General features: G+C 71.1%; 18 protein-coding genes and 2 pseudogenes. 14 read left to right on the top strand and 6 right to left on the bottom strand.

Features of this window, described 5'->3' with window-relative positions:
* Window positions 1-6: 6 nt before the first annotated feature.
* A pseudogene (locus tag ACKUU6_RS03950) lies at window positions 7-626 on the bottom strand (SAM-dependent methyltransferase); the annotation flags it as partial.
* On the opposite strand from ACKUU6_RS03950, the pseudogene ACKUU6_RS03945 reads away from it, so the two are divergent.
* The 3 genes and pseudogenes from ACKUU6_RS03945 to ACKUU6_RS03935 all read left to right on the top strand — a co-directional run.
* A pseudogene (locus ACKUU6_RS03945) lies at window positions 618-1154 on the top strand (sigma factor-like helix-turn-helix DNA-binding protein); the annotation flags it as partial. The pseudogenes ACKUU6_RS03950 and ACKUU6_RS03945 sit on opposite strands and share 9 nt — an antisense overlap.
* Before the next feature lie 254 nt (window positions 1155-1408).
* Window positions 1409-1588 (top strand): hypothetical protein, encoded by a 180-nt coding sequence (locus ACKUU6_RS03940; protein ID WP_407987024.1) that lies wholly within the window; start codon window positions 1409-1411, stop codon window positions 1586-1588.
* A gap of 114 nt (window positions 1589-1702) precedes the next feature.
* A complete protein-coding gene (locus ACKUU6_RS03935; protein ID WP_407987023.1) occupies window positions 1703-3655 on the top strand; it encodes a S53 family peptidase in 1953 nt (650 codons plus the stop codon).
* Between the two features lie 109 nt (window positions 3656-3764).
* Here ACKUU6_RS03935 and ACKUU6_RS03930 read toward each other — a convergent pair whose 3' ends face one another.
* Together ACKUU6_RS03930 and ACKUU6_RS03925 are read right to left on the bottom strand one after the other, a co-directional pair.
* Window positions 3765-3989, bottom strand: a complete 225-nt coding sequence (locus ACKUU6_RS03930; protein WP_407987022.1) for a hypothetical protein — start codon at window positions 3987-3989, stop codon at window positions 3765-3767.
* An 89-nt stretch (window positions 3990-4078) separates the two neighbouring features.
* On the bottom strand, window positions 4079-4897 hold the full coding sequence (locus ACKUU6_RS03925; protein WP_407987021.1) for a FadR/GntR family transcriptional regulator: 819 nt from the start codon (window positions 4895-4897) through the stop codon (window positions 4079-4081).
* A 353-nt stretch (window positions 4898-5250) separates the two neighbouring features.
* Here ACKUU6_RS03925 and ACKUU6_RS03920 point away from each other — a divergent pair, with 353 nt between their 5' ends.
* Genes ACKUU6_RS03920 through ACKUU6_RS03880 form a run of 9 tightly spaced genes read left to right on the top strand, consistent with a single transcriptional unit; the run spans window position 5251 to window position 14599 of the window.
* Window positions 5251-6612 carry an ABC transporter substrate-binding protein gene (locus ACKUU6_RS03920; protein ID WP_407987020.1) on the top strand — a complete coding sequence of 454 codons (1362 nt, stop codon included), beginning with the start codon at window positions 5251-5253 and terminating at the stop codon, window positions 6610-6612.
* Complete coding sequence (locus tag ACKUU6_RS03915; protein ID WP_407987019.1) at window positions 6609-7508, top strand: carbohydrate ABC transporter permease; 900 nt, start codon at window positions 6609-6611, stop codon at window positions 7506-7508. The genes ACKUU6_RS03920 and ACKUU6_RS03915 overlap by 4 nt, the downstream gene beginning before the upstream one ends.
* A gap of 55 nt (window positions 7509-7563) precedes the next feature.
* Complete coding sequence (locus ACKUU6_RS03910) at window positions 7564-8472, top strand: carbohydrate ABC transporter permease (protein ID WP_407987018.1); 909 nt, start codon at window positions 7564-7566, stop codon at window positions 8470-8472.
* A 35-nt stretch (window positions 8473-8507) separates the two neighbouring features.
* Window positions 8508-10475, top strand: coding sequence for a hypothetical protein (locus ACKUU6_RS03905; RefSeq protein WP_407987017.1), 1968 nt, complete (start codon window positions 8508-8510; stop codon window positions 10473-10475).
* Window positions 10472-10819, top strand: coding sequence for an L-rhamnose mutarotase (locus tag ACKUU6_RS03900; RefSeq protein WP_407987016.1), 348 nt, complete (start codon window positions 10472-10474; stop codon window positions 10817-10819). The genes ACKUU6_RS03905 and ACKUU6_RS03900 overlap by 4 nt, the downstream gene beginning before the upstream one ends.
* 38 nt (window positions 10820-10857) lie before the next feature.
* Window positions 10858-11754, top strand: coding sequence for an amidohydrolase family protein (locus ACKUU6_RS03895; protein ID WP_407987015.1), 897 nt, complete (start codon window positions 10858-10860; stop codon window positions 11752-11754).
* Entirely contained in the window at window positions 11751-12794 is a 1044-nt protein-coding gene (locus ACKUU6_RS03890) for a zinc-dependent alcohol dehydrogenase (protein WP_407987014.1), read from the top strand. Before ACKUU6_RS03895 ends, ACKUU6_RS03890 begins: the two co-directional genes overlap by 4 nt.
* Entirely contained in the window at window positions 12791-13552 is a 762-nt protein-coding gene (locus ACKUU6_RS03885; protein WP_407987013.1) for an SDR family oxidoreductase, read from the top strand. Before ACKUU6_RS03890 ends, ACKUU6_RS03885 begins: the two co-directional genes overlap by 4 nt.
* A 48-nt stretch (window positions 13553-13600) precedes the next feature.
* A complete protein-coding gene (locus tag ACKUU6_RS03880; RefSeq protein ID WP_407987012.1) occupies window positions 13601-14599 on the top strand; it encodes an aldo/keto reductase in 999 nt (332 codons plus the stop codon).
* Between the two features lie 27 nt (window positions 14600-14626).
* Here the strand turns inward: ACKUU6_RS03880 and ACKUU6_RS03875 are convergent, their stop codons facing one another.
* Window positions 14627-17737: an RICIN domain-containing protein gene (locus tag ACKUU6_RS03875; RefSeq protein WP_407987011.1), complete on the bottom strand. Its 3111-nt coding sequence runs from the start codon at window positions 17735-17737 to the stop codon at window positions 14627-14629.
* Window positions 17738-17994: 257 nt separating this feature from the next.
* Between ACKUU6_RS03875 and ACKUU6_RS03870 the strand changes: the two genes are divergently transcribed.
* A complete protein-coding gene (locus ACKUU6_RS03870; protein WP_407987010.1) occupies window positions 17995-18672 on the top strand; it encodes a FadR/GntR family transcriptional regulator in 678 nt (225 codons plus the stop codon).
* Here ACKUU6_RS03870 and ACKUU6_RS03865 read toward each other — a convergent pair.
* The gene (locus ACKUU6_RS03865) at window positions 18669-19049 is read right to left on the bottom strand and encodes an ATP-binding protein (RefSeq protein WP_407987009.1); all 381 of its coding nucleotides are present in this window, start codon (window positions 19047-19049) and stop codon (window positions 18669-18671) included. The two genes, ACKUU6_RS03870 and ACKUU6_RS03865, sit on opposite strands and share 4 nt — an antisense overlap.
* 338 nt (window positions 19050-19387) lie before the next feature.
* On the opposite strand from ACKUU6_RS03865, the gene ACKUU6_RS03860 reads away from it, so the two are divergent.
* Entirely contained in the window at window positions 19388-22255 is a 2868-nt protein-coding gene (locus ACKUU6_RS03860; protein ID WP_407987008.1) for an ATP-binding protein, read from the top strand.
* A gap of 92 nt (window positions 22256-22347) precedes the next feature.
* Here the strand turns inward: ACKUU6_RS03860 and ACKUU6_RS03855 are convergent, their stop codons facing one another.
* On the bottom strand, window positions 22348-24627 hold the full coding sequence (locus tag ACKUU6_RS03855; RefSeq protein ID WP_407992031.1) for a beta-glucosidase family protein: 2280 nt from the start codon (window positions 24625-24627) through the stop codon (window positions 22348-22350).
* Window positions 24628-24658: the final 31 nt, after the last annotated feature.

Raw genomic sequence — 24658 nt, 5'->3', positions numbered from 1 at the left:
CGATGCTCAGCAGGCCGCGCGCACCGCCGAGACCAGTCCGCCGACGCCCTCGTCCTGCTCCGACGGGGTGAGCATCGGTCGCCCGTAGGCCTCGGCGCACTCTCGGAGGGTGAAGGCCTCCGCCTACCAGCCAGGCCGCCGAGCCAGCCGACCGGGTCCTCCGGCATCTCCGAGACCCACATCGACGCTGCCGATCCCGGAGCGGCGTCCCTGCGGAAGCGTTCGACCACACCGCGCGAGCCCAGTGTCAGGCCCATCCGGCTGCCGGTGGCGGACAGCGCGCCGACCTGTTCGAGCAACGACTGCACCGCGTCCTCGGGCAGATAGATCAGCAGTCCCTCGGCGATCCACACCGTCGGCTGCGCCGGATCGTGCCCGGCCGTGGCCAGGGCGCCGGGCCAGTCCTCGTGCAGGCCGACGGGGACGGTGATCCGCTCGCAGTGCGGAACGGCCCGCTCCTGACGCAGCACCGAGGCCTTGAAGCCCAGCGGTTCGGCCGTGTCGACCTCGAAAAGCAGGGTCCCCGCAGGCCAATCCATCCGGAAGGCCCTGCTGTCCATCCCGGCTCCGAGCAGCACCACCTGCCGGATGCCGGACGCGACCGCCCGGTCCAGCAGGTCGTCCAGGAGGTCTTCGCCTTCAGCTACGCGGAGATCGCGGAGGCGGTGGAACGTTCGGAGCCGGCGGTCCGGCAGGCCGCGCACCGCGCCCGCGCACACGTCCAGGCCCGCCGCCCCCGTTTTTCCGCGGACCGCGCCCGGCAGCGTGACGTCACCGAGCGCTTCCTCGGGGCGGCGACCGGCGGTGACATCAACACGCTGATGGAGCTGCTCTCCCCGGACGTGACGGTGTGGACCGACGGCGGCGGCAAGGTCCGCCAGGCCCTCAGGCCGGTCGTCGGCCTGGAGACCGTGGCCCGCTGGTTCGCCGCCCTCGGCACCGTGACGTACCAGGGCGTCGAGCCCGGCCAGATGCGGGCGGAGCTCACCTCGATCAACGGCGGCCCCGGCGTGGTCTTCCGCGGCCCCGACCGGGTGATCGCCACGCTGACCTTCGACTTCGACCCGGAAGGCCGCATCGCGACCATCCACAACGTGGCCAATCCGGACAAGCTCCACGCCGTCGCGGCGGGTACTCGGCACGAACTCACCTGATCACAGCCCCCGTCGGGCGGCGCGTCGGTAGCAGGTCTGCAAGACCGTCCGTGCAGCCCTCGCCGGCCCGTCGTTTCCGCCGTGCGCTTCCGGCGGTGATCCCGCAAATGCACTGTCCTGACTTGGAGTTCGGCGTCTGACAGGAGGCGACGGGGGCTCGGTTCGACGGGGCTCGGGCGTCGTGCCGAGGATCTGGAATGGTGATCGGACACCAGATGACGGGCAGTCATTGTTTTTGTAGGACCGCGAACTGCGTGACGCCCGCGCAGTGGAAGGCCACCGTGCCGCAGCTCGTCGCGGTCACGGTCGAGGGCCGCGAGCACCTCGTCCCGCTCAACCTGGTCCGGACGTACGAGCCGGGGGCTCGTCAGGCCCTGACGCCGGGTGGGTGGGCGGGCGTCGGGGGTCTTCGTCGGTGGGATTCGGCCGACTGAGTAAAGCTTTCACCTGACAAGCGATCACCTGGCGTCGATCACTGGGTAATGCAACACCTGGTCGATACGATCCGCACCTGACAATCCACCAGGACATCCAGGGGGGATCGCTTCATGACCACCGATCACAACCGGCGCCGTACCGGCCTGCGGGCTGCGGCAGCCGTGTCGCTGCTGGCCGGCTCGCTGGCCGTCGGCATTCCGTCCGCACAGGCGGACCCCGGCCCGAACGGACGGGCCACGCTGGAGGGCACCGCTCCCGAGTGGACCGGCGCCGCCGCCGACGCCGGGGCCACGGCGGCATCCACGCAGGTCAGCGCCCGGGTCTACCTCTCCGGCCGGGACGCGCAGGGGCTCACCACCTACGCCGCCGCAGTGTCGGATCCGGCGTCGGCTTCGTACGGCAAGTACCTGACGCCCCAGCAGGCCGAGGACCGCTTCGGCGTGAGTCCGCAGCAGGTCCAGGCGGTCACCGCATGGCTGACGTCCTCGGGGCTGACCGTCACCGGTGACGGCCGGCACTACCTCTCGGTCACCGGTGACGCCGCGGCGGTGCAGAAGGCGTTCGCCACTCCGCTGCACGACTACCGCAAGGACGGCCGCACGTTCCACGCCCCCGCGCACGCCGCCTCCACCCCGCGTGAGCTGGCCGACGCGGTGCTCACCGTCACGGGCCTGGACAACGCGCCGCACCGGGCCAAGCCGAAGGACACCCTGCCGGGCCCCGGCGCGGGCTTCCGGAACGCTGGTCCGTTCTCGACCTACTACGGCTCGAACACCGCCGACACGCTGCCCGACGCGTACGGCGCGAAGATCCCGTACGCCGTCCACGGCTACACCGGCACGCAGCTGCGCGCCGCGTACGGCGCGGGCAAGTACACCGGCAAGGGCGTGACGGTGGCGATCACCGACGCCTACGCCTCGCCGACCATGGCGGCCGACGCGGCCGCGTACGCCAAGCGCAACGGCGACCAGGCCTACCGCAAGGGCCAGTACACCGAGGTCGTGCCGTCCAGCTACAACAGCGTGGAGGACTGCGACGCCTCCGGCTGGTACGGCGAGGAGTCCCTCGACGTCGAGGCGGTGCACGCACTCGCCCCGGACGCCAACATCGTGTACGTCGCCGGTGCCTCCTGCAACGACCCCGACCTGCTCGATGCGCTCAACAAGATCGTCGACAGCCGGCTCGCCGACATCGTCTCCAACTCCTGGGGCGACATCGAGGCCAACGAGACCTCCGACACCGCGGCCGCCTACGACCGGACCTTCAAACTGGGCGCGGTCGAGGGCATCGGCTTCTACTTCTCCTCCGGCGACGACGGCGACGAGGTCGCCAACACCGGCAAGAAGCAGGTCGACACCCCCGCCAACTCGGCCTGGGTGACCGCCGTCGGCGGCACCTCGCTGGCCGTCGGCAAGGGCGACCGGTACCAGTTCGAGACCGGCTGGGGCACCCAGAAGGCGGTCCTCTCCGCCGACGGCAAGAGCTGGACCGACTTCCCCGGCACCTACACCGGCGGCGCGGGCGGCGGCACCAGCTCCACCGTCAAGCAGCCCTTCTACCAGCGCGGGGTCGTTCCCGACTCGCTGGCGAAGGCCAACGGCCCGGCCCGGATGCGGACCATCCCCGACATCGCCGCGGTCGCCGACCCCAACACCGGCTTCCTGGTCGGCCAGACCCAGTCCTGGCCCGACGGCACGGTCTCCTACGACGAGTACCGGATCGGCGGCACCTCGCTGGCCGCCCCGGTCATCGCGGGCGTCCAGGCGCTGGCGCAGCAGGCGCGGCACTTCCCGATCGGCTTCGCCAACCCGGGGATCTACGCCCGCTACGACTCGCCGCTGTACCACGACGTGACCGACCGTCCGCTCGGCGCCGACCGTGAACTCGCCGTCGCCCGCGTCGACTTCGTCAACACTGTGGACGCCGCCGACGGCCTGCGCACCTCGGTGCGCAGCCTCGGCAAGGACAGCTCGCTGCACGCGGTCCGAGGCTACGACGACGTCACCGGCGTCGGCACCCCCGCCCCGGGCTACGTCGCCTCGTACGGGAACCCGTTCCACTAGTCCAGTCCCGACCCCGTCGCACCTGATGCCCGGCCGGCCCCGAAACCCTCGGGGGCGGCCGGGCATCCGCGCGTCCGGGGTCAGGCCATTTGCAGGCGGCGGGCGGTGTTCAGCGAGCGGTCCAGGTCACGCAGTGCGGCTCGTGCCAGCGGGTCCGTACGACCGTGCCGTCCACCGTCACGTGCTCGGTCATGGTGGTGATGCAGCAGACGCTGCCGCTGGGCGACGGCAGCTGCAAGTCGGCTGGTGGGGAGGCGGGTTGGGCCGGGGACGGGAGCGGGGAGGCTCCGGGTTGTCGGCTTCGGGACGGGCGGCGGCTCGGTTCCTGGGTCATCACCCCAGCATGTCGAGTCGTCCGGCCCCGGTCCCGCGGCGCGCCGCGGCGACCACCGAACGGCGCAGCCGGCCCGTAGCGGGGCGCCGCTAGCCGAAGAGGCGGCGCTGGATCTCCCGCCGGTAGTCCTCCAGGGTCCGTTCGAGGTGTACCACCGTCGCTGCGGCCGCCTCCTCGGGGCGGCCGTCGCGGATGGCCCGGTAGATCGCCTCGTGCTCCTCGACGGCTGCCGTGGCGCCCTCGCCGAGCATGTCGTGGATGCCGATGGCGCTGGACTGCCGCTGCAGCCGGCGGGCGTCGCGTACGGCGCTGAGCAGGAAGGTGTTGTGCGCGGCGGTCGCCACGGCGGTGTGGAAGTCGTCGTCCGCCTGGTTGAACACGTCGACCTGGGCATGGGCCACGCCGTGCCGGCACTGCTGCATGGCAACCTCGATGCTGCGCAGCTCGGCGGGGGTGGCCCGGGTGGCGGCCAGGCTGCTGGCGGCCGTCTCCTGCACCTTGCGGAACTCGAACAGCATCAGGACGTGGTCGAGGTCCACCGGGCGGAAGAAGCCGCCCCAGCGGCTGGTGATGAGCATGCCCTCGTCGTCCGCGACGAACAGGCCGCGCCCCTTGTGGGCCCGTACCCGGCCGAGCGCCGAGAGGATCTTCACGGCCTCGCGCACCACCGCTCTGCTGGTGTTGAGCGTCGCGGCCAGGTCGTGCTCGGTGGGCATCCGGTCGCCCGCCACCAGGCGCGCCTCGGCGATGTACTCGAGGATCCGCTCCGCCACGATCTCGTAGCCGGGCCGGTAGTCCCGCCGCTCCTCGCCCGAGCCGTTCACCGCTGCTGCGACCACGGCGGAGGCCGGTGCCGGTCCCGGTGATGGTGCAGGCAAGGCCGCTGCGGTCGCGGGCGTGTCGTTCATCTGTCCTGCCTCCGGGGTGACTGGCGCGAGGGCGACTGATCGCTGTGAGCCTGGCTCATCGTACCGCAGAGTGCGATGAGTAGTACTCATCTGAGTGGATCCTTTTGTATGGAGCTGGAGCCCAAGTCGGAACAAACCTTGCAAAATCAGCCTCAACGGCTCCCGTGTGGTTAATGAAGTATCAGAAAAGCGCTGCGCGAACCCTTGACGGATCTCCGGATAAGGCGGCTAATTTACTCCACGACGGCAGCGGACAGCCGTCTTCGGTACCTCGACGCCGCCCGGGGACGGCCCGGCGTCGGTTCATCCACCCCCTCCCGATCTGTCGGGGCGCCTGCACAGTGGAGTCGACCATGACCGTCAACCAGCCTTCGCCCGGCCAGAGCGCAGTGCCCGCCAGGAGACGAACGGTGCTGCTGGCCGCCTGTGCGGCCACCCTGGCACTGACCGTGGCGGCGTGCGGCAGCCCCACTCCCCAGAAGACCAGCAAGGACGGCTTCGCCCAGTCGGCCCAGACGGACGGGGCGCTGACGGTCTGGGTGGACGCGACCCGGCTGGCCGCCGCCAAGCAGTACCAGGAGCTGCACCCCGAGGTGAAGTTGGACATCGTCTCCTACGACGGCGACGCCAACGGGTCGAACTACCTCCAGACCAAGGTCCAGCTCTTCAACCGCACCGGCAAGGGCTGGCCGGACGTCGTCTTCAGCTCCCAGAACAACGAGGTGACCTGGGCGGTCGACGCGGGCTTCGCGGCGCCGCTCGACAAGGGCCTGATCCCGGCGGAGACGCTGGGGCAGTTCGCCAAGGGCGCCAACGACGTCTGCACGGTCGACGGCACGTTGTACTGCCTGCGCAACGACCTCTCGCAGGCGGTGCTCTGGTACAACGCGCCGTTGATGCAGCAGTTCGGCTACACCGTGCCGACGACCTGGGAGGAGTACCAGCAGCTGGGGGAGAAGGTCGCCGCCGAGCACCCGGGCTACCTGGTGGGCGACGCGGGGGACGCCTTCACCCCCGAGATCTACCTCTGGGCGAGCAAGTGCGGCGCCAACCACATCACGGGACCCAAGGCCGTCTCGGTGAACACCGGCGGCGAGAACTGCACCAGGATGGCCACGCTGCTGGACGGGCTGATCAAGAACAAGTCCATGTCCATCAGCGGCGTCTTCAGCACCGAGTTCAGCAAGAACCAGGCCGACAAGGTCCTGCTGATGCCCGGCCCCGCCTGGTACGGCGGTGCTGTGTTCAAGGAGACCCTCAAGACGCCGGAGAAGACGATAGGCGTGGCTCCCATCCCGCAGTGGAAGGGCGACACCTCGCCGTCCACCGGCAACGTCGGCGGCGGCACCTGGCTGCTGTCCCAGCACTCCACCCACCTCAAGGCGGCCACCGACTTCCTGAAGTGGGTCACCACCGACAACGCCTACCAGGGCGAGAAGTCCCCCGGCTTCCCGGCCTACGCGCCCGCCGCCGAGGTCTGGTTGAAGGCCCAGGGCACCGCCGGGTACTTCGTCGGCGAGCTCGGCGCGCTCAAGGACGCCTCCTCCCAGGTGTGGCCCGGCTGGGGTTCGGGCCAGTTCAGCCAGGAGAGCGTCTGGGCCGCCACGGTGAAGCCCGGTCTGACCCAGGGTCAGACCATCGTCTCCCTGCTGCCCGCCTGGCAGGAGTCGATCATCAAGCACGCCGAGTCGAACGGGTACAAGGTCTCCTCGTGACGGTCACCTCGCCCTCGGCCGTCCGCCTCGGTGGTACCGGTCAGCGCCGGGCCGGCCTGGCGTTCGTGGCCGGCTACGTGTTCCTGCTGATCGCCTTCGGGGTCGTTCCGATCGGCTACGCGGTCTACTTCGCCTTCACCGACGCCGGGGGCACGTTCACCGGGTTCGGCAACTTCGTCACCACGGCGCAGGACTTCCGGTTCCTGGACGCGGTGGGCCACGTCGCGGTGTACCTGCTGTGCTGGCTCGTCTCGCTGGTGGTGTTCGTGGTGGGCCTGGCGCTGCTGCTGCACCGCCTCTCCGCCGGGCTGACCGGCCAGGCGCTCCGCTTCCTCTACTACATCCCCGGAGCGCTGGCCGGTGCCGCGAGCGTGCTGGTCTGGCTGTTCATGCTCGACCCGACGGTGAGCCCGGTCAGTTCGCTGCTGGGGGCGCTGGGGTTCGACACCTTCGGCCAGGTCATCGCCCCGGACAACCTGCCGCTGCTGTTCACGATCATCGCGTTCTGGACCGGGGCGGGCGGCTGGATCGTCGTCATGTACGGCGCGCTCAACAACATCCCCACGGACGTCATGGAGGCCGCCCGGATCGACGGCGCGGGCGCCTGGCAGACCGCCTGGCACGTCCAGATCCCGATGCTGCGCAAGTGGATCGTCTACATGGTGATCCTCGCCTTCGCGGGCGGTGCACAGCTCTTCGTCGAGCCGCAGCTGCTCTCCCTCGCGAGCGTGGGTGTGGCCGGCCGTGACTACTCGCTCAACCAGCTGACGTACGACTTCGCCTTCCAGATGAACAACATCAACGGCGCCGCCGCGGTCTCGATGGAGCTGCTCGTCGTCAGCGTGTCGGTCGCGGGCCTCTTCGTCGCACGGTCGGGGTTCTTCGATGCCGACTGAGACCCCGGCCGGCCCGGTGGCCGGCACACCACGTACGGAACAGGAACCACGCGTCATGAACCGAGCTCCAGAGCGGGCGCCACGACGGCGGCACCGGCCCGTACGGCACACGTCGTACCGGCTGCTGGCCGGCTCCGTGCTGGCGGTGTTCGTGGTGTTCTTCGTGCTGCCGGTGCTGTGGCTCGTGCTCGCCTCGACCAAGACGGACCAGCAACTGGTCCACGGCCACCCGCTCGCCTTCGGTTCCTGGCAGGCGCTCAAGGCCAACTGGGACGCGCTGACGGCGTTCCAGGACGGCGCGGTGCTGCTCTGGCTGGGCAACTCGGCGTTGTACGCGGTGATCTCACTGGTCATCACCCTCTGCGTGTCCGTGCCGGCCGGGTACGCCCTGGCGATGACCGAGTTCCCCGGCCGACGCGCCCTGCTGGTCTCCACCCTGGTCGTGATGCTCATGCCGAGCGCCACGCTGGTGGTGCCGCTCTTCCTGGAGCTCAACGCGGCGCGGCTGATCGGCACCATGTGGTCGATCATCCTGCCGTACTCGTTCTACCCGTTCGGCGTCTACCTGACCTACATCTACTTCAGCACCGCCGTACCGAAGGACCTGCTGGCGGCCGCGCGGATGGACGGCTGCTCCGAGTTCGGGGTCTTCCGGCTCATCGCCCTGCCACTGGCGACACCGGTCATCGCGCTGGTGGGCTTCTTCAGCTTCGTCGCCAACTGGACCAACTACTTCCTGCCGTACGTGATGCTCCCCGAGAGCGACCAGATGCCGGTCCAGGTCGGCGTCGGCAACCTGCTGAGCAGTGTGCCGCAGTTCAACCCGACCGCCGGTTCGCTCGCGATCGAGCGTCCGCAGCTGGCCCTGGCGACCCTGGTGGCCATCACACCGGTCCTGGTCGTCTTCCTGTTCGCCCAGCGCTTCCTGGTCAGCGGGATGCTGGCCGGGGCCACCAAAGAATGACGCCCACGCCCTCACCCCGAACGGAGAGCCGCCCCATGTCCTCCAGCTCCACGGACCACGCCTCGGGCGAGGACGCCGCAGCCGCCCCGGTCGAGATCCGGGCCGGGGTGCCGCTGCTCGAGCCACCCGGCTGGGCCGTCGCCCAGCGTGCCCTGTTCGACCTGCTCGACCACGGCTGGCGTCGCTTCGCCCGTGACTTCACCGGCCCGGACGGCCGGCTGAACTACACCGGCTCCCTGACCACCCGCGACGGGGTGGACGACTTCTACGAAGTGTTCTTCAACTGGCCGCAGCTGTACCTCCTCGGCGGCGCCGACGACCTGCTGCCCGCCAGCGCGAAGCACTGGGAGGGCGTGACCGGGCAGCTGACCGAGCTGGACATGCTCCGCGACGAGTACGAGCGCGGCTACGACTGGTTCCACCAGGGCGAGAGCCTGCTCCTGCTCTACTTCCTCTGCATGGCAGACCCGGGGCGCTGGTCCGAACGCGCGCTGCGCTTCGCCGACCTGTACGTCGACCCGGCGCACGGCAACTACGACCCCGGGCACCGCATCATCACCCGCCCCCACAACGGCAGCGACCCCGGCCGGGAGGGCCTGTCCGAGGGCGACGTCTACCCGTGGCTGCCGAAGGAGGCCGACACGTACGGCTTCCCGCTCGAGTGGATCCCCGAGGCGGAGACGGGACCGTTCCCGCTCTCGGCGGACCCGCGCCTCGGGACGCAGATGCGGGAGCGGCTGGGCGTCGGCGACACTGCGGTCAACCTCGCCGCGGCCGGGCTGGTCCTCAACGCCTGGGTGCTGTCCGGCGAGCAGCGCTACCGGGACTGGATCGTCGACTACGTCGGCGCGTGGCAGGAGCGCACCCGGGCGAACGGCGGTCTCCTCCCGGACAACGTCGGTCCTGACGGGGAGGTCGGCGGTCTGCTCGAAGGGCGCTGGTACGGCGGCCACTACGGCTGGTCCTGGCCGCACGGCTGGCACAGCGTGGGCCACGCGGCCTGTGTGGCAGCACTCGCGGCGGCCGTGACCACCGGGGACGACCACCACCTGGCCATGGTCGCGACCACGCTCGACGCCGTCATCGCGCAGGGCAAGGTGATGCCCTTCAGCGCGTCCGACTCCAGCCTCCGGTCGAAGTGGGTGGTCGAGCTCGGCCCGGACGTCGACACGCCCACGCTCCACGTCCCGTTCCGGCACAACGACTCGGGCTGGTTCGACTACAACCCGGTCACCCCGCCGGTGCCGGTGGCGCTGTGGCACCACACCGCCTCCGACGCCGACCGCGAGCGGCTCGAGCGGCTGCGCGAGGCGGACGGCATCGACTGGCGCACCGTCAGGCCGTTCCGGGCCAAGGAGGAGTCCGGGCACGAGCGGGCCTGGTTCGCGTTCCTCGCCGGTGACGACCCCGACTACCCCGAGCGGATCCTCGCCGCCGCCCAGGCCCAGGTCCGCCACCGGCTGCGGCGGATGGATCGCTACCGCGACCTGGACGTGGACGAAGCCGACATCCACGTGTGGCAGCAGTGCAACCCCGTGGCCACCGAGGCGCTCGTCCAACTCACTTGGGGCGGCCCGCAGGTGCTCTACAACGGCGGGCTGCAGCAGGCCCGACTGCGCTACCACGACGCCGACGCCCGCCGCGCGGGCCTGCCGCCGGACGTGGCCGCGCTGGTCACCTCCATCGACCCCGGGGCGACCACCGTCGAACTGGTGAACCTCTCGCCCGAGGCGGAGCGGACGCTGATCGTCCAGGCGGGTGCGCTCGCCGAGCACACCATCACCTCGGTCCGGTGGACGACCTGCGCGGACGACGGCTGGATCGGCGACATGTACGACTACGGCCACACCGAGCCGGTGGTCACCGAGGCGGAGACCGCCTACGACGACACGTTCCTGACGGTCCGTCTGCCCGCGTCCACCCGGATCCGGTTGACCCTCCGGCTGGCACTGCGCACCCGTACCCCCAGCTACCGCACCCCGTTCGAGGAGACCTCCGCATGAAGCGCTACGCCCAGACCATCCGGCTCCGGCCCGAGCACCGGCGGGAGTACCTCGACCTCCACGCCGCCGTCTGGCCGGGCGTCGAAGCGGCCCTGCACCGGGCGCAGGTCCGCAACTACAGCATCTACCTGCACGGGGACGTGCTGTTCGCCTACTTCGAGTACCACGGCGAGGACTTCGAGGCGGACATGGCGGTCCTCGAAGCCGACCCCGTGACCCAGGAGTGGTGGAAGCTCACCGACCCCTGCCAGGAGCCCTGGCCCGACCGGGGCGAGTCGCGCCAGTGGACGGAACTCACCGAGATCTGGCACCTGGGCGCACCTGACGGCCCGACCACAGCCTGATCCGGCCCGAACCCGACCGACCCGATTTGGAGTCTCCCGTGACCCCGGCTCCCGTACTCGTCGACGCCCACCACCATCTGTGGGACCTCGCCGTACGTCCGCAGTCCTGGCTCGACGATCCCGCCCTGAAGTCGATCCGCCGCACCTTCACCCCGGACGACCTGCGCGCGACCGCCACCCGGCCGGTGGCGGGCCGTCGGCTCGGTGGCACCGTGGTGGTGCAGTGTGTGCCGGAGGTGCCCGAGACCGAGGACCTGCTCGCGCTCGCCGCGCAGGATCCGCTGATCCAGGCCGTGGTCGGCTGGGCGGACCTCACGTCCCCCGCGATCGGTGACGTGCTCGACCGACTGCTCGCCGGACCGGGCGGCAGCCACCTCCGCTCCCTGCGCCACCTGGTCCAGGGCGAGACCGACCCCGGGTGGTTGCAACGGCCGGACGTCGAAAGCGGGTTGGCGGCGGTCGCGGAGCGCGGGCTCGGATACGACGTGCTCATCCGCAGCCACCAGTTCGGCCAGGCGATCCGGCTGGCCGAACGCTTCCCGGAGCTGCCGCAGGTGCTGAACCACGCGGGCAAGCCGGCCATCGCCGACGGTGAACTGGCGGACTGGGAACGCCAGGTGAAGCGACTGGCCGGACACTCGCAGGTGGTCTGCAAGGTGTCGGGGCTGATCACCGAGGCCGTCCACGACACCTGGACGGTCGACGACATCCGGCCGGTATGGGACGTCCTGCTCTCGACCTTCGGCCCCGACCGGCTGATGTTCGGCTCGGACTGGCCGGTCGCCAACCTCGCGGGCGGCTGGAACCGCTGGGCCGCCACCGTGGACGAACTGCTCGCCGGGCACTCCGCCGACGAGACCTCGGCGGTCCTCGCGGGCACCGCCACCGCTTTCTACCGCCTCACCCGTACCGAAGAGACCCTGGGATCACGATGACGCTTGCTGTTCGTTACACGGCCGCTCGTACGTTGGACACGGCTTCGGTGGAGCCGTCGGAGCCCGGCCCGGGGGAGGTGTTGCTGGCTCCCGCGTTCGTCGGGATCTGTGGGACCGATCTGCACATCTTCCACGGCGACATGGACGCCCGGGTCGCCGCGCCCGCCGTCCTGGGACACGAGATGTCGGGGCGGGTGGTGCGGGTCGGCGCCGGGGTGGAGGGCTGGCAGCCCGGTGACGCGGTGACGGTGATGCCGTTGCGGTGGGACGGCACCTGCCCGGCGTGTCTGAGCGGTCATCAACACGTCTGCCAACAGCTGGACTTCATCGGTATCGACTCGCCGGGGGCGATGCAGCAGCGCTGGGTGGTACCGGCTTCCACGCTGGTCCGGCTGCCGGACTCGGTGGCGCTGGAGCGGGCGGCGCTGGTGGAGCCGACGGCGGTGGCCGTGCACGACGTCGGCCGGGCCGGGGTCGGCCGGGGCGAGAAGGTGGTCGTGGTCGGTGGCGGGCCGGTCGGCATCCTCATCGCGCTGGTGGCCCGGGCGGCGGGCGCCGAGGTCCGGGTGGTGGAGCTGAGTGCGCACCGGCGGGCACTGGCGGAGGAGTTGGGTCTGACGGCGTGGGATCCGGCTGCCGAGGACGTGCCCAAGTCGGTGCAGGAGTGGACCGGCGGCGCGGGGGCGGAGGTCGCGTTCGAGGTGTCCGGTGCGGCCGGGGGAGTGGAGACGGCGGTCGACGTGCTGGGCGTGCGCGGCCGGCTCTGCCTGGTGGCGATCCACCCCAGGCCCCGCGAGGTGAACCTGCATCGCTTCTTCTGGCGTGAACTCACCCTGGTGGGAGCCCGGTTGTACGACCGCTCCGACTTCGAGCGGGCGGTGACACTAGTCGCCGACGGCACGATCCCCGCCGAGCGCCTGATCAGCAGGATCGTACCGCTGTCCCAGGCGCCGGCCGCGTTCGAGGCCCTGGAGGCCGGCGGCGACATGATGAAGATCCTCGTGGACTGCACCGACGACGCTCAGGGAGCCACCGCGTGAACGCCTTCGACCTGACCGGAAAGCTCGCCGTCGTCACCGGGGCCCGGCGCGGCATCGGCCGGGCGATGGCCCGCGCGCTCGCCGAGGCCGGCGCGGACGTGATCGGGGTGAGCGCCACCCTGGAGGGCTCGGGCAGCGACGTCGAGAAGGACGTCCTGGCCGCAGGCCGGACCTTCGAGGCGATCCGCACCGACTTCGCCGACCCCGACGCGGTCCGCGCCCTGGGAGCGGACCTGGCGGGCCGGGACCGGCCGGTGGACATCCTGGTCAACAACGCGGGCACCATCCGCCGCGCCCCGGCCGCCGAGCACTCGGACACCGACTGGGAGTTGGTCCTCCAGGTCAACCTGAGTGCGCAGTTCGCGCTGACCCGCGCGGTGGGCGCCGCGATGATCGCCCGGGGTCAGGGGAAGATCATTTTTACGGCGTCGCTGCTCAGCTTCCAGGGGGGCATCACAGTCCCCGGCTACACCGCCGCCAAGCACGGCATCGCCGGTCTCACCAAGGCGCTCGCCAACGAGTGGGCCTCGCGCGGCGTCAACGTCAACGCCATCGCGCCGGGCTACATCGCCACCGACAACACCCAGGCGCTGCAGGACGATCCGGTGCGCAGCGCGGCGATCCTGGACCGCATCCCGGCCGGCCGCTGGGGCCGGGCCGACGATCTGGCGGGCGCCACCGTCTTCCTGGCCTCCGACGCCGCCGCCTACGTCCACGGCACCGTGCTGCCCGTGGACGGCGGATGGCTAGGCCGCTGACCAGCCACCCGACCGGCATCCCTCACCCTCGTCCGCAGGAGTATTGCTGTGCGCCAACGGAAGATCCCGAACACGTCGGTCGCGGTCACCGAGCTCGGTTTCGGTGCCTCGGTGATCGGCAACCTCTACCGCGAGACCCCGGCCCATGACGCGGTGGCCGCGATCGACGCCGCCTGGGCCGCCGGTATCCGGTACTTCGACACCGCACCGCACTACGGCCTCGGCCTCTCCGAGCGGCGACTGGGCGCCGCACTGCGGGACCGCCCGCGGGCGGAGTACGTCGTCTCCTCGAAGGTGGGCCGGCTGCTCGTGGCCAACGAGCGGCCGCGCGGCATCGACACCGAGGGATTCGCCGTCCCCGACGACCTGCGCCGCCAGTGGGACTTCAGCCGCGACGGCGTGCTCCGCTCCATCGAGCAGACGCTGTCGCGCTCCGGCCTGGACCAGCTGGACATCGTCTTCCTGCACGATCCCGACGACCACTGGCGGCAGGCCGCCGAGGAGGCCATGCCCGCTCTCGCCGACCTTCGCGACCAGGGCGTGATCGGCGCCATCGGCGCCGGTATGAACCAGTCGGCGATGCCCGCCCGCTTCCTGCGCGAGACCGCCGCCGACGTGGTGATGCTCGCCGGGCGCTACACCCTCCTCGACCAGTCCGCCCTGGACGACGTCCTGCCCGCGGCAGAGGAGCTCGGCAAGAGCGTGGTGGCGGTCGGCGTGTTCAACTCCGGTCTGCTCTCCCGCGACCGGCCCGTCCCCGGCATGAAGTACGACTACCGGAACGTCCCGGCGGAGGTGCTCCGCCGGGCGCGGGCGGTCGCCGACGTCTGCGAGCAGCACGGCACCACGCTGCCCGCCGCCGCGATCGCCTTCCCGTACACCCACCCCGCCGTCGTCAACGTCACCCTGGGGATGCGGAGTCCGGAACAGGTCGAGCGGAACGTGGAGCTCCACGGTCGACCCGTCCCGGACGGCCTCTGGGAGGACCTCCGGGCCCGGGGCCTGATCAGGCCCGACGTACCGGGGACGGCCTCTCCGGCGACCTGAGAAGCATGTCCTCCTCCTGAGGGGGCGTCAGCTCGTCCCGTTGACGATCTGCCAGAGCTGGCTGTCGGCGTTGGTATCGGTCGTCTGGACGACCTGAGCGCCGGCCGTCCTGGACGAGCCGGACGGTGCCAGCACCTTGCCGCTGTTCACGTTCTTGACCTTGACGTATCCGCTTACGGCGCTGGTGAGGGTCCAGTGCTGGTTCGGACCGTTCTTGTCCGACCACTGGACGATGGACGCCCCGTCCGCGGTGGAGGCCATGTAGACGTCCAGCAGCTTGCCGCTCCGCCGACTGACGATCTCGAAGCTGCCGTCGCCCACCGGGACGAACTGCCAGTGCTGGTTGTCGGCGCCGCTGTCGTTCCACTGGACGATGTTCGCCCCGTCGGAGGTCGATCCGCCGCTGACGTCGACCGCCAGGCCGCTGCTCTTGTTCAGGAGCTTGTAGTAGGCGTTGGTGGCGGGGAACGGCAAGGCGGCGAAGGCGTCCAGCGCACAGACGGTGTTGGTGGCGGAGGAGTTCTTCGTCCCGGTGCACACGACCTTGATGGTGTGAGTGCCTGGCGCGAGATCCGTCCGCTCGAACAGGGCGACCTGCTTCGTCACGGTCGGGCCGTAGGCGTCGATGCCCGACTGGGCGAGGCTGCCGTCGAGGTAGACGTCCACCTTGCCCATGTTCGGCTGCTTCATGCCGAGGTAGCGGACTCCCGTTCCGGTGAACGAGTACTGGACGTGGTCGCCCGCCCTGCTCGTGTAGCTCTCGGAGCCCTTGTAGTCGGCCGAGTCGCTCCAACTCGACCAGCCGGGACCGTAGGTGACGCCGGCGTCCTTGTCGTCGACCAGGTCCCACTGCTGCCGCACGAGCGCCTTCGACGCGGCCGAGGCGTTGCCCTGCGCGTCCACGACGTAGAGGCGGTAGTCACCGGTCGCCGCCGGGACGGTAATGCTGGTCGCGGTTCCGCCCGCGGTGGTCATGGTCCGGCCGACCGCGAACGTCGTCGTACCCGCAGGCGCCAGCCAGAGGGTCTTGCTCGCGTCACCGGCGCTTCGGACCGGAACCGAGGTCACGCCCTTTCCGGCGAACGTGCTCGCGGGCAGGAGCCGGTCCTGCACGCCGAGCCTGCTCGGCGGGACGAGGTCCCGGTACGCGTCCTCGAGGCCGGCGTTCACGGCGATGCCGTACGCCTGCGAGGGCCACACGCCGTCCGAGTAGACCTGTACGTCCTGGATGGTGCTGTTCGGGACGTTCTTGTTCGCGATCCTGCCCACGGTCCCGTAGGTGTTGGTGATGCTCAGGTCGTGCTGGCGGCCCCACGTACCGGAGTTGACCGCGTAGGCGATGTCGTGATCGAGGTCGAGCACGTTGTCGTGGAAGTCGAGGTAGGCGGATCCCTCGTCGGGGTGGAGGCCGTACTTGTGGCCGCCCGGGACGCCCTGGAGGTAGTTGTTGCTGATCACGGTGCCCGGCTGGCTGCCCAGGGTGTAGATGGGAGCGGAGTCGCCGAGCAGCTGCATCGTGTCGATGATGTGGTTGTAGCTGATGTTGTTGTTCCGCGCCGTGCTGGTCGGGACGCCGGGGCGGACCGAGTTCGCCGATCCGTCGAAGTTCCACCATCCCCAGCCGAGCGTCACGCCGGACCACGGGGTCTTCTCGATCCGGTTGTGCTGCACGGACAGCGAGTCGGCGAAGTAGGCCGACACCGCACTGGACCCCCGGAACAGCACCGCACTGTCGTAGAGGTAGTTGTCCGTGATCGTGATGTTCTTGCAGACGCCCTCGGCCTCGCTCGGGTACTTCTCGCCGTTCGTCGCGGTGTGGTCGCCGATGTACACGTGCTGGGGGTGCCCGACGGTGATGGCGGAGCCGCCGATGTCGTTCGTGTAGTTGCCGGTCAACCGGGTGTCCGAGACGTCGTTGACCATGTTGATCCCGTCGGTGCCGGTGTGCTGCACCGTGTTGCGCTGCAGGACGATCCCGTCGGCGTTCTCGATCTGGACGGCGCCCGGACCCACGTCCACGTTCCGGTAGTAGTAGGCGTGGAAGTTCTTCTTGGCGTACACCGACGCGTTGGCGTTGCCCTGCTGCCCCTGCCGGAAGACCGAACCCGCCACGTTGACCAGGTTCCAGTCGGAGTGCTCGACGGTGAGGCCGGAGAGCGTGATGTTGCGCGCGTGGTCGGTCGTCGAGGTGCCGGCGATCCGGATCAGGCTGGACACGTTGTTCGGCGCGAAGACCTGGGCGGACGTCATGTCCTCGGCGGCGGCCTTGTAGTAGTAGACCACCCGGTTGGTCTTGTCGAAGTAGAACTCGCCCGGCTGGTCCAGGAATTCGTACGCGTTCATGACCGTGTGGGTGCCGCCGGTGTTGAGGTTGCCGTTCGGCGGCCCCTGGGCGATGGCCCCGCCCGGCTGCTGGAACAGGGCCACGCGGTTGGCGCCGTCCGGAGTGGTGGTGATCTGACGGACTCCCACGATCGCGGTGGTCCAGGTCGTCGCCGACTCGATCTCGACGTCGTCCTGGTTGAGGGCGACGGCGGGTAGATCGGAGAGGCCGTACTTGGCGCCGTCGCACTGCGAACCCGACTCCCAGGCCCACGGTGCCTGCCCCGCCGTGACGGTGTACGTTCCGTAGCACCCGGCCGAGTTGACGGTCTTCGAGGCCATGACGGCGCGCTTGTCGTTGACGTAGAGCGCGCGGAGCTTGAGGTCGCGGTTGAGCGGAGCCTTCCAGATGTTCCCGCTGTGCTGGGTCCACCCGGTGACCTGGACGCCGCCGTTGAGGACGGGCTTCTCCGCCTGGTAGGCGGTGTACACGATGCGGTGGCCGTTGGTTCCGGAGTCGGCCGCGGTCAGGTCGATCGTGCTGCCGACCGGGTAGTTGCCGCCGCGGAGGTAGACGTAGATGTCTCCGGACATGGTGCTGTTCACCGTGCGCACCACGTCCCGCGCGTGCTGGACGGTCCTGAACGGCGCCGTGATCGTGCCGGGGCCGGCGTCGTTGCCGTCGGGGGCGACGTAGTACGTGGCCTGGGTGGAGGCGGCGGCCTGGGTGGAGGCCGCCATCGGTATCAGTAGCAGGGCGGACGCCACGGTGGCGAGCGCCTTCGGCCACGTGCGGGCGGTCGGGCCGGTGTTCATGTGCGGCTCCCTGAGGGTGGGCGGACTATGAGTTGCATTTATCTGCGGGATCCAGGGCCGCGTCAAGGGGATAGGCATGCATATTTTGCGCCTGGGTAACGCCTACGACATGCTTTGCTGCCATAAGCCCACGTGGAGGTTGGTGTCGTCGCGGGGAGGATCGTCGATCAAAATGACCTCTGGCACAGAGATGAGTAGTACTCATCTGGCCTGTCTCTGATCTTCTCGGGCCGGGGCCTGCCTGTTAGGTTGTCGCCGTGTCACTGACCGACAAGGCCATCGCCCGTATCCGCCAGCTGATCCAGGACGGTGAGCTGCGGCCGGGGGACAAGCTGCCGCCCGAGCAGCAGCTCGCGGCCGAGCTGGGCCTGTCGCGGAACCTGATGCGGGAGGCGGTCAAGACGCTCGTCGTCGCCCGGGTCCTGGAGATCCGGCGTGGTGACGGCACGTACGTGACCAGCCTGGCGCCCGGCCTGCTGCTGGAGGGCCTGGGTGGGGCGGTGAGCCTGCTCCAGGGGGACACGGTGCTCGAACTGACCGAGGTCCGCAGGCTGTTCGAGCCGGTCGCCACCGCGCTGGCCGCGTCCCGTATCACCGAGGAGGGCCTCGCCGAGGTGGAACGGCACCTGGTCGCGATGCGCGCGGCGCGGTACGACGTGGAGTTGCTGAACCGGCACGACGCGGACTTTCATGGGGCGGTGATCCGGGCCACCGGGAACGAGACCCTGGCGACCCTGCTGGAGCACATCTCGGGACGCACCCTGCGGGCCAGGATCTGGCGCGGCTCGGTCGACGCCGACGCGGCCGGGCGGACCATCGCCGAACACGAGGCCATCTACCAGGCCCTGGTCGCCCGGGACGCGGACCTCGCGCAGGCCGCCGCACTGATGCACATCAACGCCACCGAGCGCTGGCTGCGCGACCGCCTCGCTTAGGGGCCGTCCGACGCCCCGGTAACGGGCAGGCAGGCCACCATTCGGGTCCCGGCCGTGCTGAGGTAGGCGTGCGACCAACTGCTGCACTGCCGGACCAGCTCCAGACCCCGTCCGCAGGGCGCGTCGGCGTCCTCGGTCGCGCGTCGGACGGTGTGGCGGACCTGCCACCGTCCGGTGTCCCTGACCTCAACGGTGACGAAGGTGTCGTGGACCTTGATCAGTACGGTGACGTCGGGACTGCCGCTGTGCAGCAACACGTTCGTGACCAGTTCGGTGACGACCAGGGCGACCGAGTCGACGACGCTCTCCGGCAGCTGCCACCGCCCGGTGGTGTCACAGGCGAAGTGGCGCAGGGCCGGTACGGCGTCGGCGGTCACCGCCGTGGCGCAGACCGCCCATCCGGAAGGCCGGGGTCCGGCGGCGGCCCGTGACCCGCGGCCGCCGGGGATTCGGAGGTCTTCAGGGCCGATCGCGCTCGGTTCCCGAGCGGTCCGCAGTGACGTGATCATATTGGCTCCCGACAGGGCATTCCGGTGTCCCCACGCTGTCAGGACACCGCGCCGGGGCACCTGAAGTGATCCGGGACACGGTAAGACAGGTATACGCAAGAAATGCCGAGGGGCGGAGAACGCCCTCCCGTGGAGGCCCGGTCCGCCCTGCGATGATGGACGGGAGCCGGCACAGCCGAGAGGTACCCGGCAGAAGAGGTGATCGTATGGGCTCCCGCCTCCCGTTCGCGGCTGCACTTCCGACGGGCTTCCGGTTCGTCGGCCGGGAGCGGGAACTCGAGCTGCTGGTCGCCGCCATGCGCCGACCGCCGACGGTGGTGCTGGTGGAGGGCGAGGCCGGGATCGGGAAGTCGCGACTGGTCCGGGAGGCAGCCTCGGCGCTGACCGACCGGCTGGTCCTGACCGGCTTCTGCCACCCACTCCGCGAGCCGTACCCGTTCGGTCCGGTGATCGACGCCCTGCGGGAGGCCGGCCCCGCCCTTCCCCCTCGGGGCGTGCTCCCGCCGAGCACCGGGGCGCTCGGCCCGCTGCTGCCGGACCTCGCGGACCGGCTCCCGCAACCGCCCGCCCGGCCGGACGACCCCCGGGACGTCAGGCAGCAGCTGATCCAGGCGGTGCGCTCGTTCCTGTCCGCCCTGGGCCCGACCGTCCTGCTGGTGGAGGACCTGCACTGGGCCGACGACGCGACCCGGGAACTGCTGCTCCTGCTCCACCGCGACATGCCCCGGCAGCTGTCGCTCGCGCTCACCTACCGGGCCGACGACCTGCCCAGCGGCATGCCGCCGCTCGGCACCGCGCTGCGGCAGTCACCCGGTGCGGGCACCGTCCGGCTGCACCTTGACCCGCTCTCCGAACGGGAGGTGGACGCCCTCGCCCAGGACGTGATGGGCTCGGCCGCCGGCGCGGAGCTGGTCCGGGTGCTGTACCAGCGCAGCGAAGGCGTGCCGCTGGTCGCCGAGGAGGACCTGCGGACCCTGCTGGAGCACAGCCGCCGGCACCCGTCCGGCGAGTACGCCGGTGTGCTGGTGCGCGCCGAGGTGCCGGCCGGCCTGCGGGAGGCCGTCACCGAGCGGCTGACGAAGCTCTCGGCGGAGGCGGCGGCGGTGTCCGCCGCCGCGGCGGTCATCGGCGTCCCCGCGAGCGAGACGCTGCTCACCGAGGTCGCGGGCCTGCCGGTCGAGCTCGGCGCCGACGGTCTGTCCGAGGCGATCGACGCGGCGCTGCTCCAGGAGACCGCGGACCACCGGTACGCCTATCGTCACGCCCTGGCCCAGCAGGCCGCCTACGAGTACGTCCCGGGTCCCCAGCGCGCCCGTCTGCACCATCGGGCGGTCGAGGCGCTCAGGGCGCAGTCACCGCAGCCGCTGGTGCAGATCGCCTACCACCTCAAGGCGCTCGGCGACCGCGAGGAGTGGCTCCGGCAGGGCAGGGCGGCGGCCGACCAGGCCATCTCCGTCGGTGACCTGGGCACCGCCGCGGCACTGCTGCAACAACTCCTCGACACCCCGGCGCTGGAGATCGGGGCGCGCTCGCAGATCGCGCTCGCCCTGGCCAGGATCCTGGTCAACGGTGTCGACTCCAAGGCCAGCGCCGCCGCGCTGCGCGGGATCCTGGCTGACCCGCAGCTGGACGACGCGACCCGTGGCGACGTCCGGCTGACGCTCGGACTGCTGATGATCAACCACGACTCGGACTCCAGCGGGTTCCTGGAGGTCGAGAAGGCCGCCGCCGAGCTGCGCGGGGTACCCGAGCGGGCGGCCCGGGCGATGATCGCGCTGGCGATGAACGAGCGAGGCGACGCCGGGGGCCAGTGCTGGACGTGGCTGGAGCGCGCCGAGGAGCTGCTGCGCGACGGCCCCTACCCGGCCATGCGGGCGACGGCCCGTGCCACCCGGCTCACCCTGCTGGCGCGGAACGCGGACCCGGGCGTGTGGCCGTTGGTCGCACAGGTCCCGCGTCACTCCGAGGACCTCGAAGAGCTCCGGCAGAGCGCTCGGGCGCTCTACAACGTCGGCGAGATCGCCTTGGAACTCGGCCACGACGACCGGGGTGCCGCGCTGCTGGAGGAGGGCAGGGCCCTCGCCGCGCGGTCCGGCATGCCGCACATCGAGTGCTACAGCCGCACCGCCCTGCTCAGGCTGGAGCTCCTGAGCGGTCAGTGGGACGGCCTCGAGGAGTGCTTCGCGCTGCTGGCACAGGAGTTCCCCGACATCGTGATGGTCGCCGAGGAGCAGAGTCTGGCCTGTGCCCGGCTGGCCGCGTCCCACGGCCAGGTGGTCCGGGCCTTCAGCCGACTGGAGACCGCGACGGAGATCGGCCGGCACAGCAACCAGGTGACCGCGTCCTGCCGAGCGGCGGCGGGAACCGCCCTGCTCCAGCTGGCCCAGGGGGCGGCCGAGGCCGCCTGGGGCACCTGTGTCCCGGCCGTGGAGGCACTCCGCCTGGCCGCCGCCTGGCCGCGCGGGACGGGCCTGGTGCCGGCGGCCGTGGAAGCCGCGCTCGGCTGCGGCGAGGAGCGGTACGCCCAGCGTCTGGTCGCGGAGGCGGGCGCCGCACTGACCGGCCGGGACGCTCCGGGCGCGGTGGCGGACCTGTACACCGCGCGCGGCCTGCTGGCCGAGCAGGCCGAACCGGCCTTGGGCGCCCAGCAGTTCGGTCTCGCGGCCACGGCCTGGCGCCGGATCGGCCGGCCGTACGAGGCCGCCCGGTGCGCCGAACGGCAGGGGCGGGCCCTGGCGGACGGCGACCCGGATGCCGCCGTCAGCAGCCTGAACGAGGCGGTCGGCGTCTTCGAGAAGCTGGGAGCCTCCGCCGACGCCGGCCGCTGTCTCCGCACCCTGCGCGAACTCGGACTGGCCCGGCCCGGGGCGCGCGGCCGTCGCAGCTACGGCAGTGAACTCTCGCCGCGCGAACGCCAGGTGGCCGAGCTCATCGCGCGCGGCGTGACCAACCGCGAGATCGCTCAGGCGCTCGTCCTGTCGCCACGTACGGTCGAGCAGCACGCGGCCCAGGTCCTCAGGAAGCTCGGGGTGACCAGGAACAACGTCAAGGCCGCGCTCAGCGGGACGGACTGACCCGCGCCGGTGCCGGAACGCGCCGAACTCCACCGGTCCGCGCCGGCTGCGGCGGTACCGGTGGAGTTCGGCCTCGGTCAGGTCGCCGTGTACTAGCTGCCGTCGGCGGCCCCGACGGTGACGACCGGGTGCAGCCGCCGGGTGTGGTCGACCGGCCGGACCGGGCCGGTCAGGCGCAGCGGTACGGCGAACCGGATGTCGGTGCTGGAGGCGGAGATCCGCAGTTCCAGCGCGCCCGGTTCGACGATCCGGTGGCCCGCGCGGCCGGTGAACGAGGCCAGGTCGGCCGGGAGTCGGATCTCGACCCGGCACCCGGCGCCGGTGTCGAGCGGGATCCGCCGGTAGCCGACCAGCCGTTGGACCGGCTGCACCACGCTCGCCACCGGGTCGTGCAGGTACAGCTGGACGATCTCGCTGCCCGACCGCGCGCCGGTGTTGTGCAGCTCGAAGGCGCACCGGAACTCGCCGTCGGTGCCGGTCTCGGCCACCTCGACCTGGAGCCCCGACCAGGTGAACTCGCTGTAGCTCAGGCCGTGTCCGAAGCCGAAGGCGGGCGTCGGATCGGAGCTGGAGACCTCGCCGGCCTGACCCAGGCGTGCCGCCAGGTAGGTCGAGGGCTGGACGCCGGGGTGGACGGGGACCGAGACAGGCAGCCGTCCGGACGGGTTGACCCGCCCGCTGAGCACACCGGCCACCGCCTGGGTCCCGGCCTCGCCGGGGAAGAAGCACTGGACGATGGCCGCCGCCTCGCCGACCGCCCGCCCGAGCGCGTACGGCCGCCCGGCGAGCAGCGTGACTACCACCGGGGTTCCGGTGTCCAGTACGGCTTCCAGCAACTGCCGCTGCCTACCCGGAAGTTCGAGGGACTGCGCGTCGCAACCTTCGCCGCTGGTGCCGCGTCCGAACAGACCGGCCCGGTCGCCGAGGGCGAGCACCACCACGTCAGCCTCGCGTGCGGCCCGTACCGCCTCGGCGACGCCGTCGGTGGAGTCGCCGTCGACCGTCACGCCGCGGACGGTCACCGGCTCGGTGCCGAACTCGGCTGTCAACGCCTCGTGCAGGGTGGGGAGTTCGATGCCGAGCGGAGTCTCCGGGTGCTGGCCGCCGACGTGGACCGGGAAGGCGTAGCAGCCGAGCACGGCGGTCGGTTCGTCACCGTTCGGGCCGATCAGCGCGATCCGGGCCGGGTGGCGCAGCGGCAGCAGGCCGTCGTTGCGCAGCAGCACCACGGCCTGCTCGGCGAGTTGGGCCGCGAGCCGGCGGTTCTCGGCCCGGTCGAGGTCGACCAGGCCACGCAGCTTCTCGGGTTCGCCGAGGTCGGTGTCGGCGAGGACGGCCGGCACCGGGCTCCAGTCCGCGTCCAGCAGCCCGAGTTGGGCCTTCTGCACCAGGACCCGGTGCAGTGCCCGGTCGATCAGCGCCTCCGGGAGGGCACCGCTCTCGACGGCGTCCAGCAGCGGTTGGCCGAAGGTCTTCACGGTCGGCAGTTCCACGTCGACGCCGGCGGCCAGCGCGAGCGCGGCCGCGTCCGACCAGTCCTCGGCTACGCCGTGCAGCGTCTTGAGGAAGGCGACGCCGAAGTAGTCGGCCACCAGCGTGCCCGTGAAGCCCCAGGTGTCCCTGAGCAGTCCGGTGAGCAGGGCCTCGTCGGCGGCGGAGGGAAGGCCGTCGGTGTCGGTGTAGGCGTGCATGACCGAGCGCGGACGGCCCTCCAGGACCGCCATCTCGAACGGCGGCAGGATGACGTCCGCCCGTTCGCGCGGGCCCATGCCCACCGGCGCGAGGTTGCGGCCCGCGCGGGAGGCCGAGTAGCCGGCGAAGTGCTTGAGGGTGGCCACGATCCCGGCCGATTCCAGGCCCTGGACGTAGGCGGTGCCGACCGTGCCGACCAGGTACGGGTCCTCGCCGATCGTCTCCTCGACCCGTCCCCAGCGCGCGTCGCGGACCACGTCCAGCACCGGGGCCAGCCCCTGGTGCACGCCGACCGCCCGCATGTCGCGGCCGATCGTGGCGGCCATCCGCCGTACCAGCGACGGGTCGAAGGTGGCACCCCAGGAGAGCGGCACCGGGTAGGCGGTGGCTCCCCAGGCGGCGAAACCGGCCAGGCACTCCTCGTGGGCCAGCGCCGGGATGCCGAACCGGTTGGCGGCGGCGATCCGCTGCTGGCTGCGCAGCAGCGAGAGCGCGCCGAGCGCCGGATCGACCGGGGCGGTGCCGAACGGACGGGTCAACTGGCCGAGCCCGTAAGGCAGCAGGGTGCCGAGGTCGGGCGGCTCCTCCATCTCGTGCTGGTGCGGGGCGACCTCACCGCCCTCGTCGCTGGCACCGACCCAGACGCCGACCAGTTGGGCGGTCTTCTCGCGCAGGGTCATCGCGGCGATCAGGGCGTCCGCCCTGGCCTCC

Source organism: Kitasatospora sp. CMC57 (assembly GCF_045866025.2).
In the GTDB taxonomy this organism is placed as follows: Bacteria; Actinomycetota; Actinomycetes; order Streptomycetales; family Streptomycetaceae; genus Kitasatospora.
The sequence above is the reverse complement of the archived record's forward strand: the minus strand, read 5'-3'. Positions and strand labels throughout refer to the sequence as shown.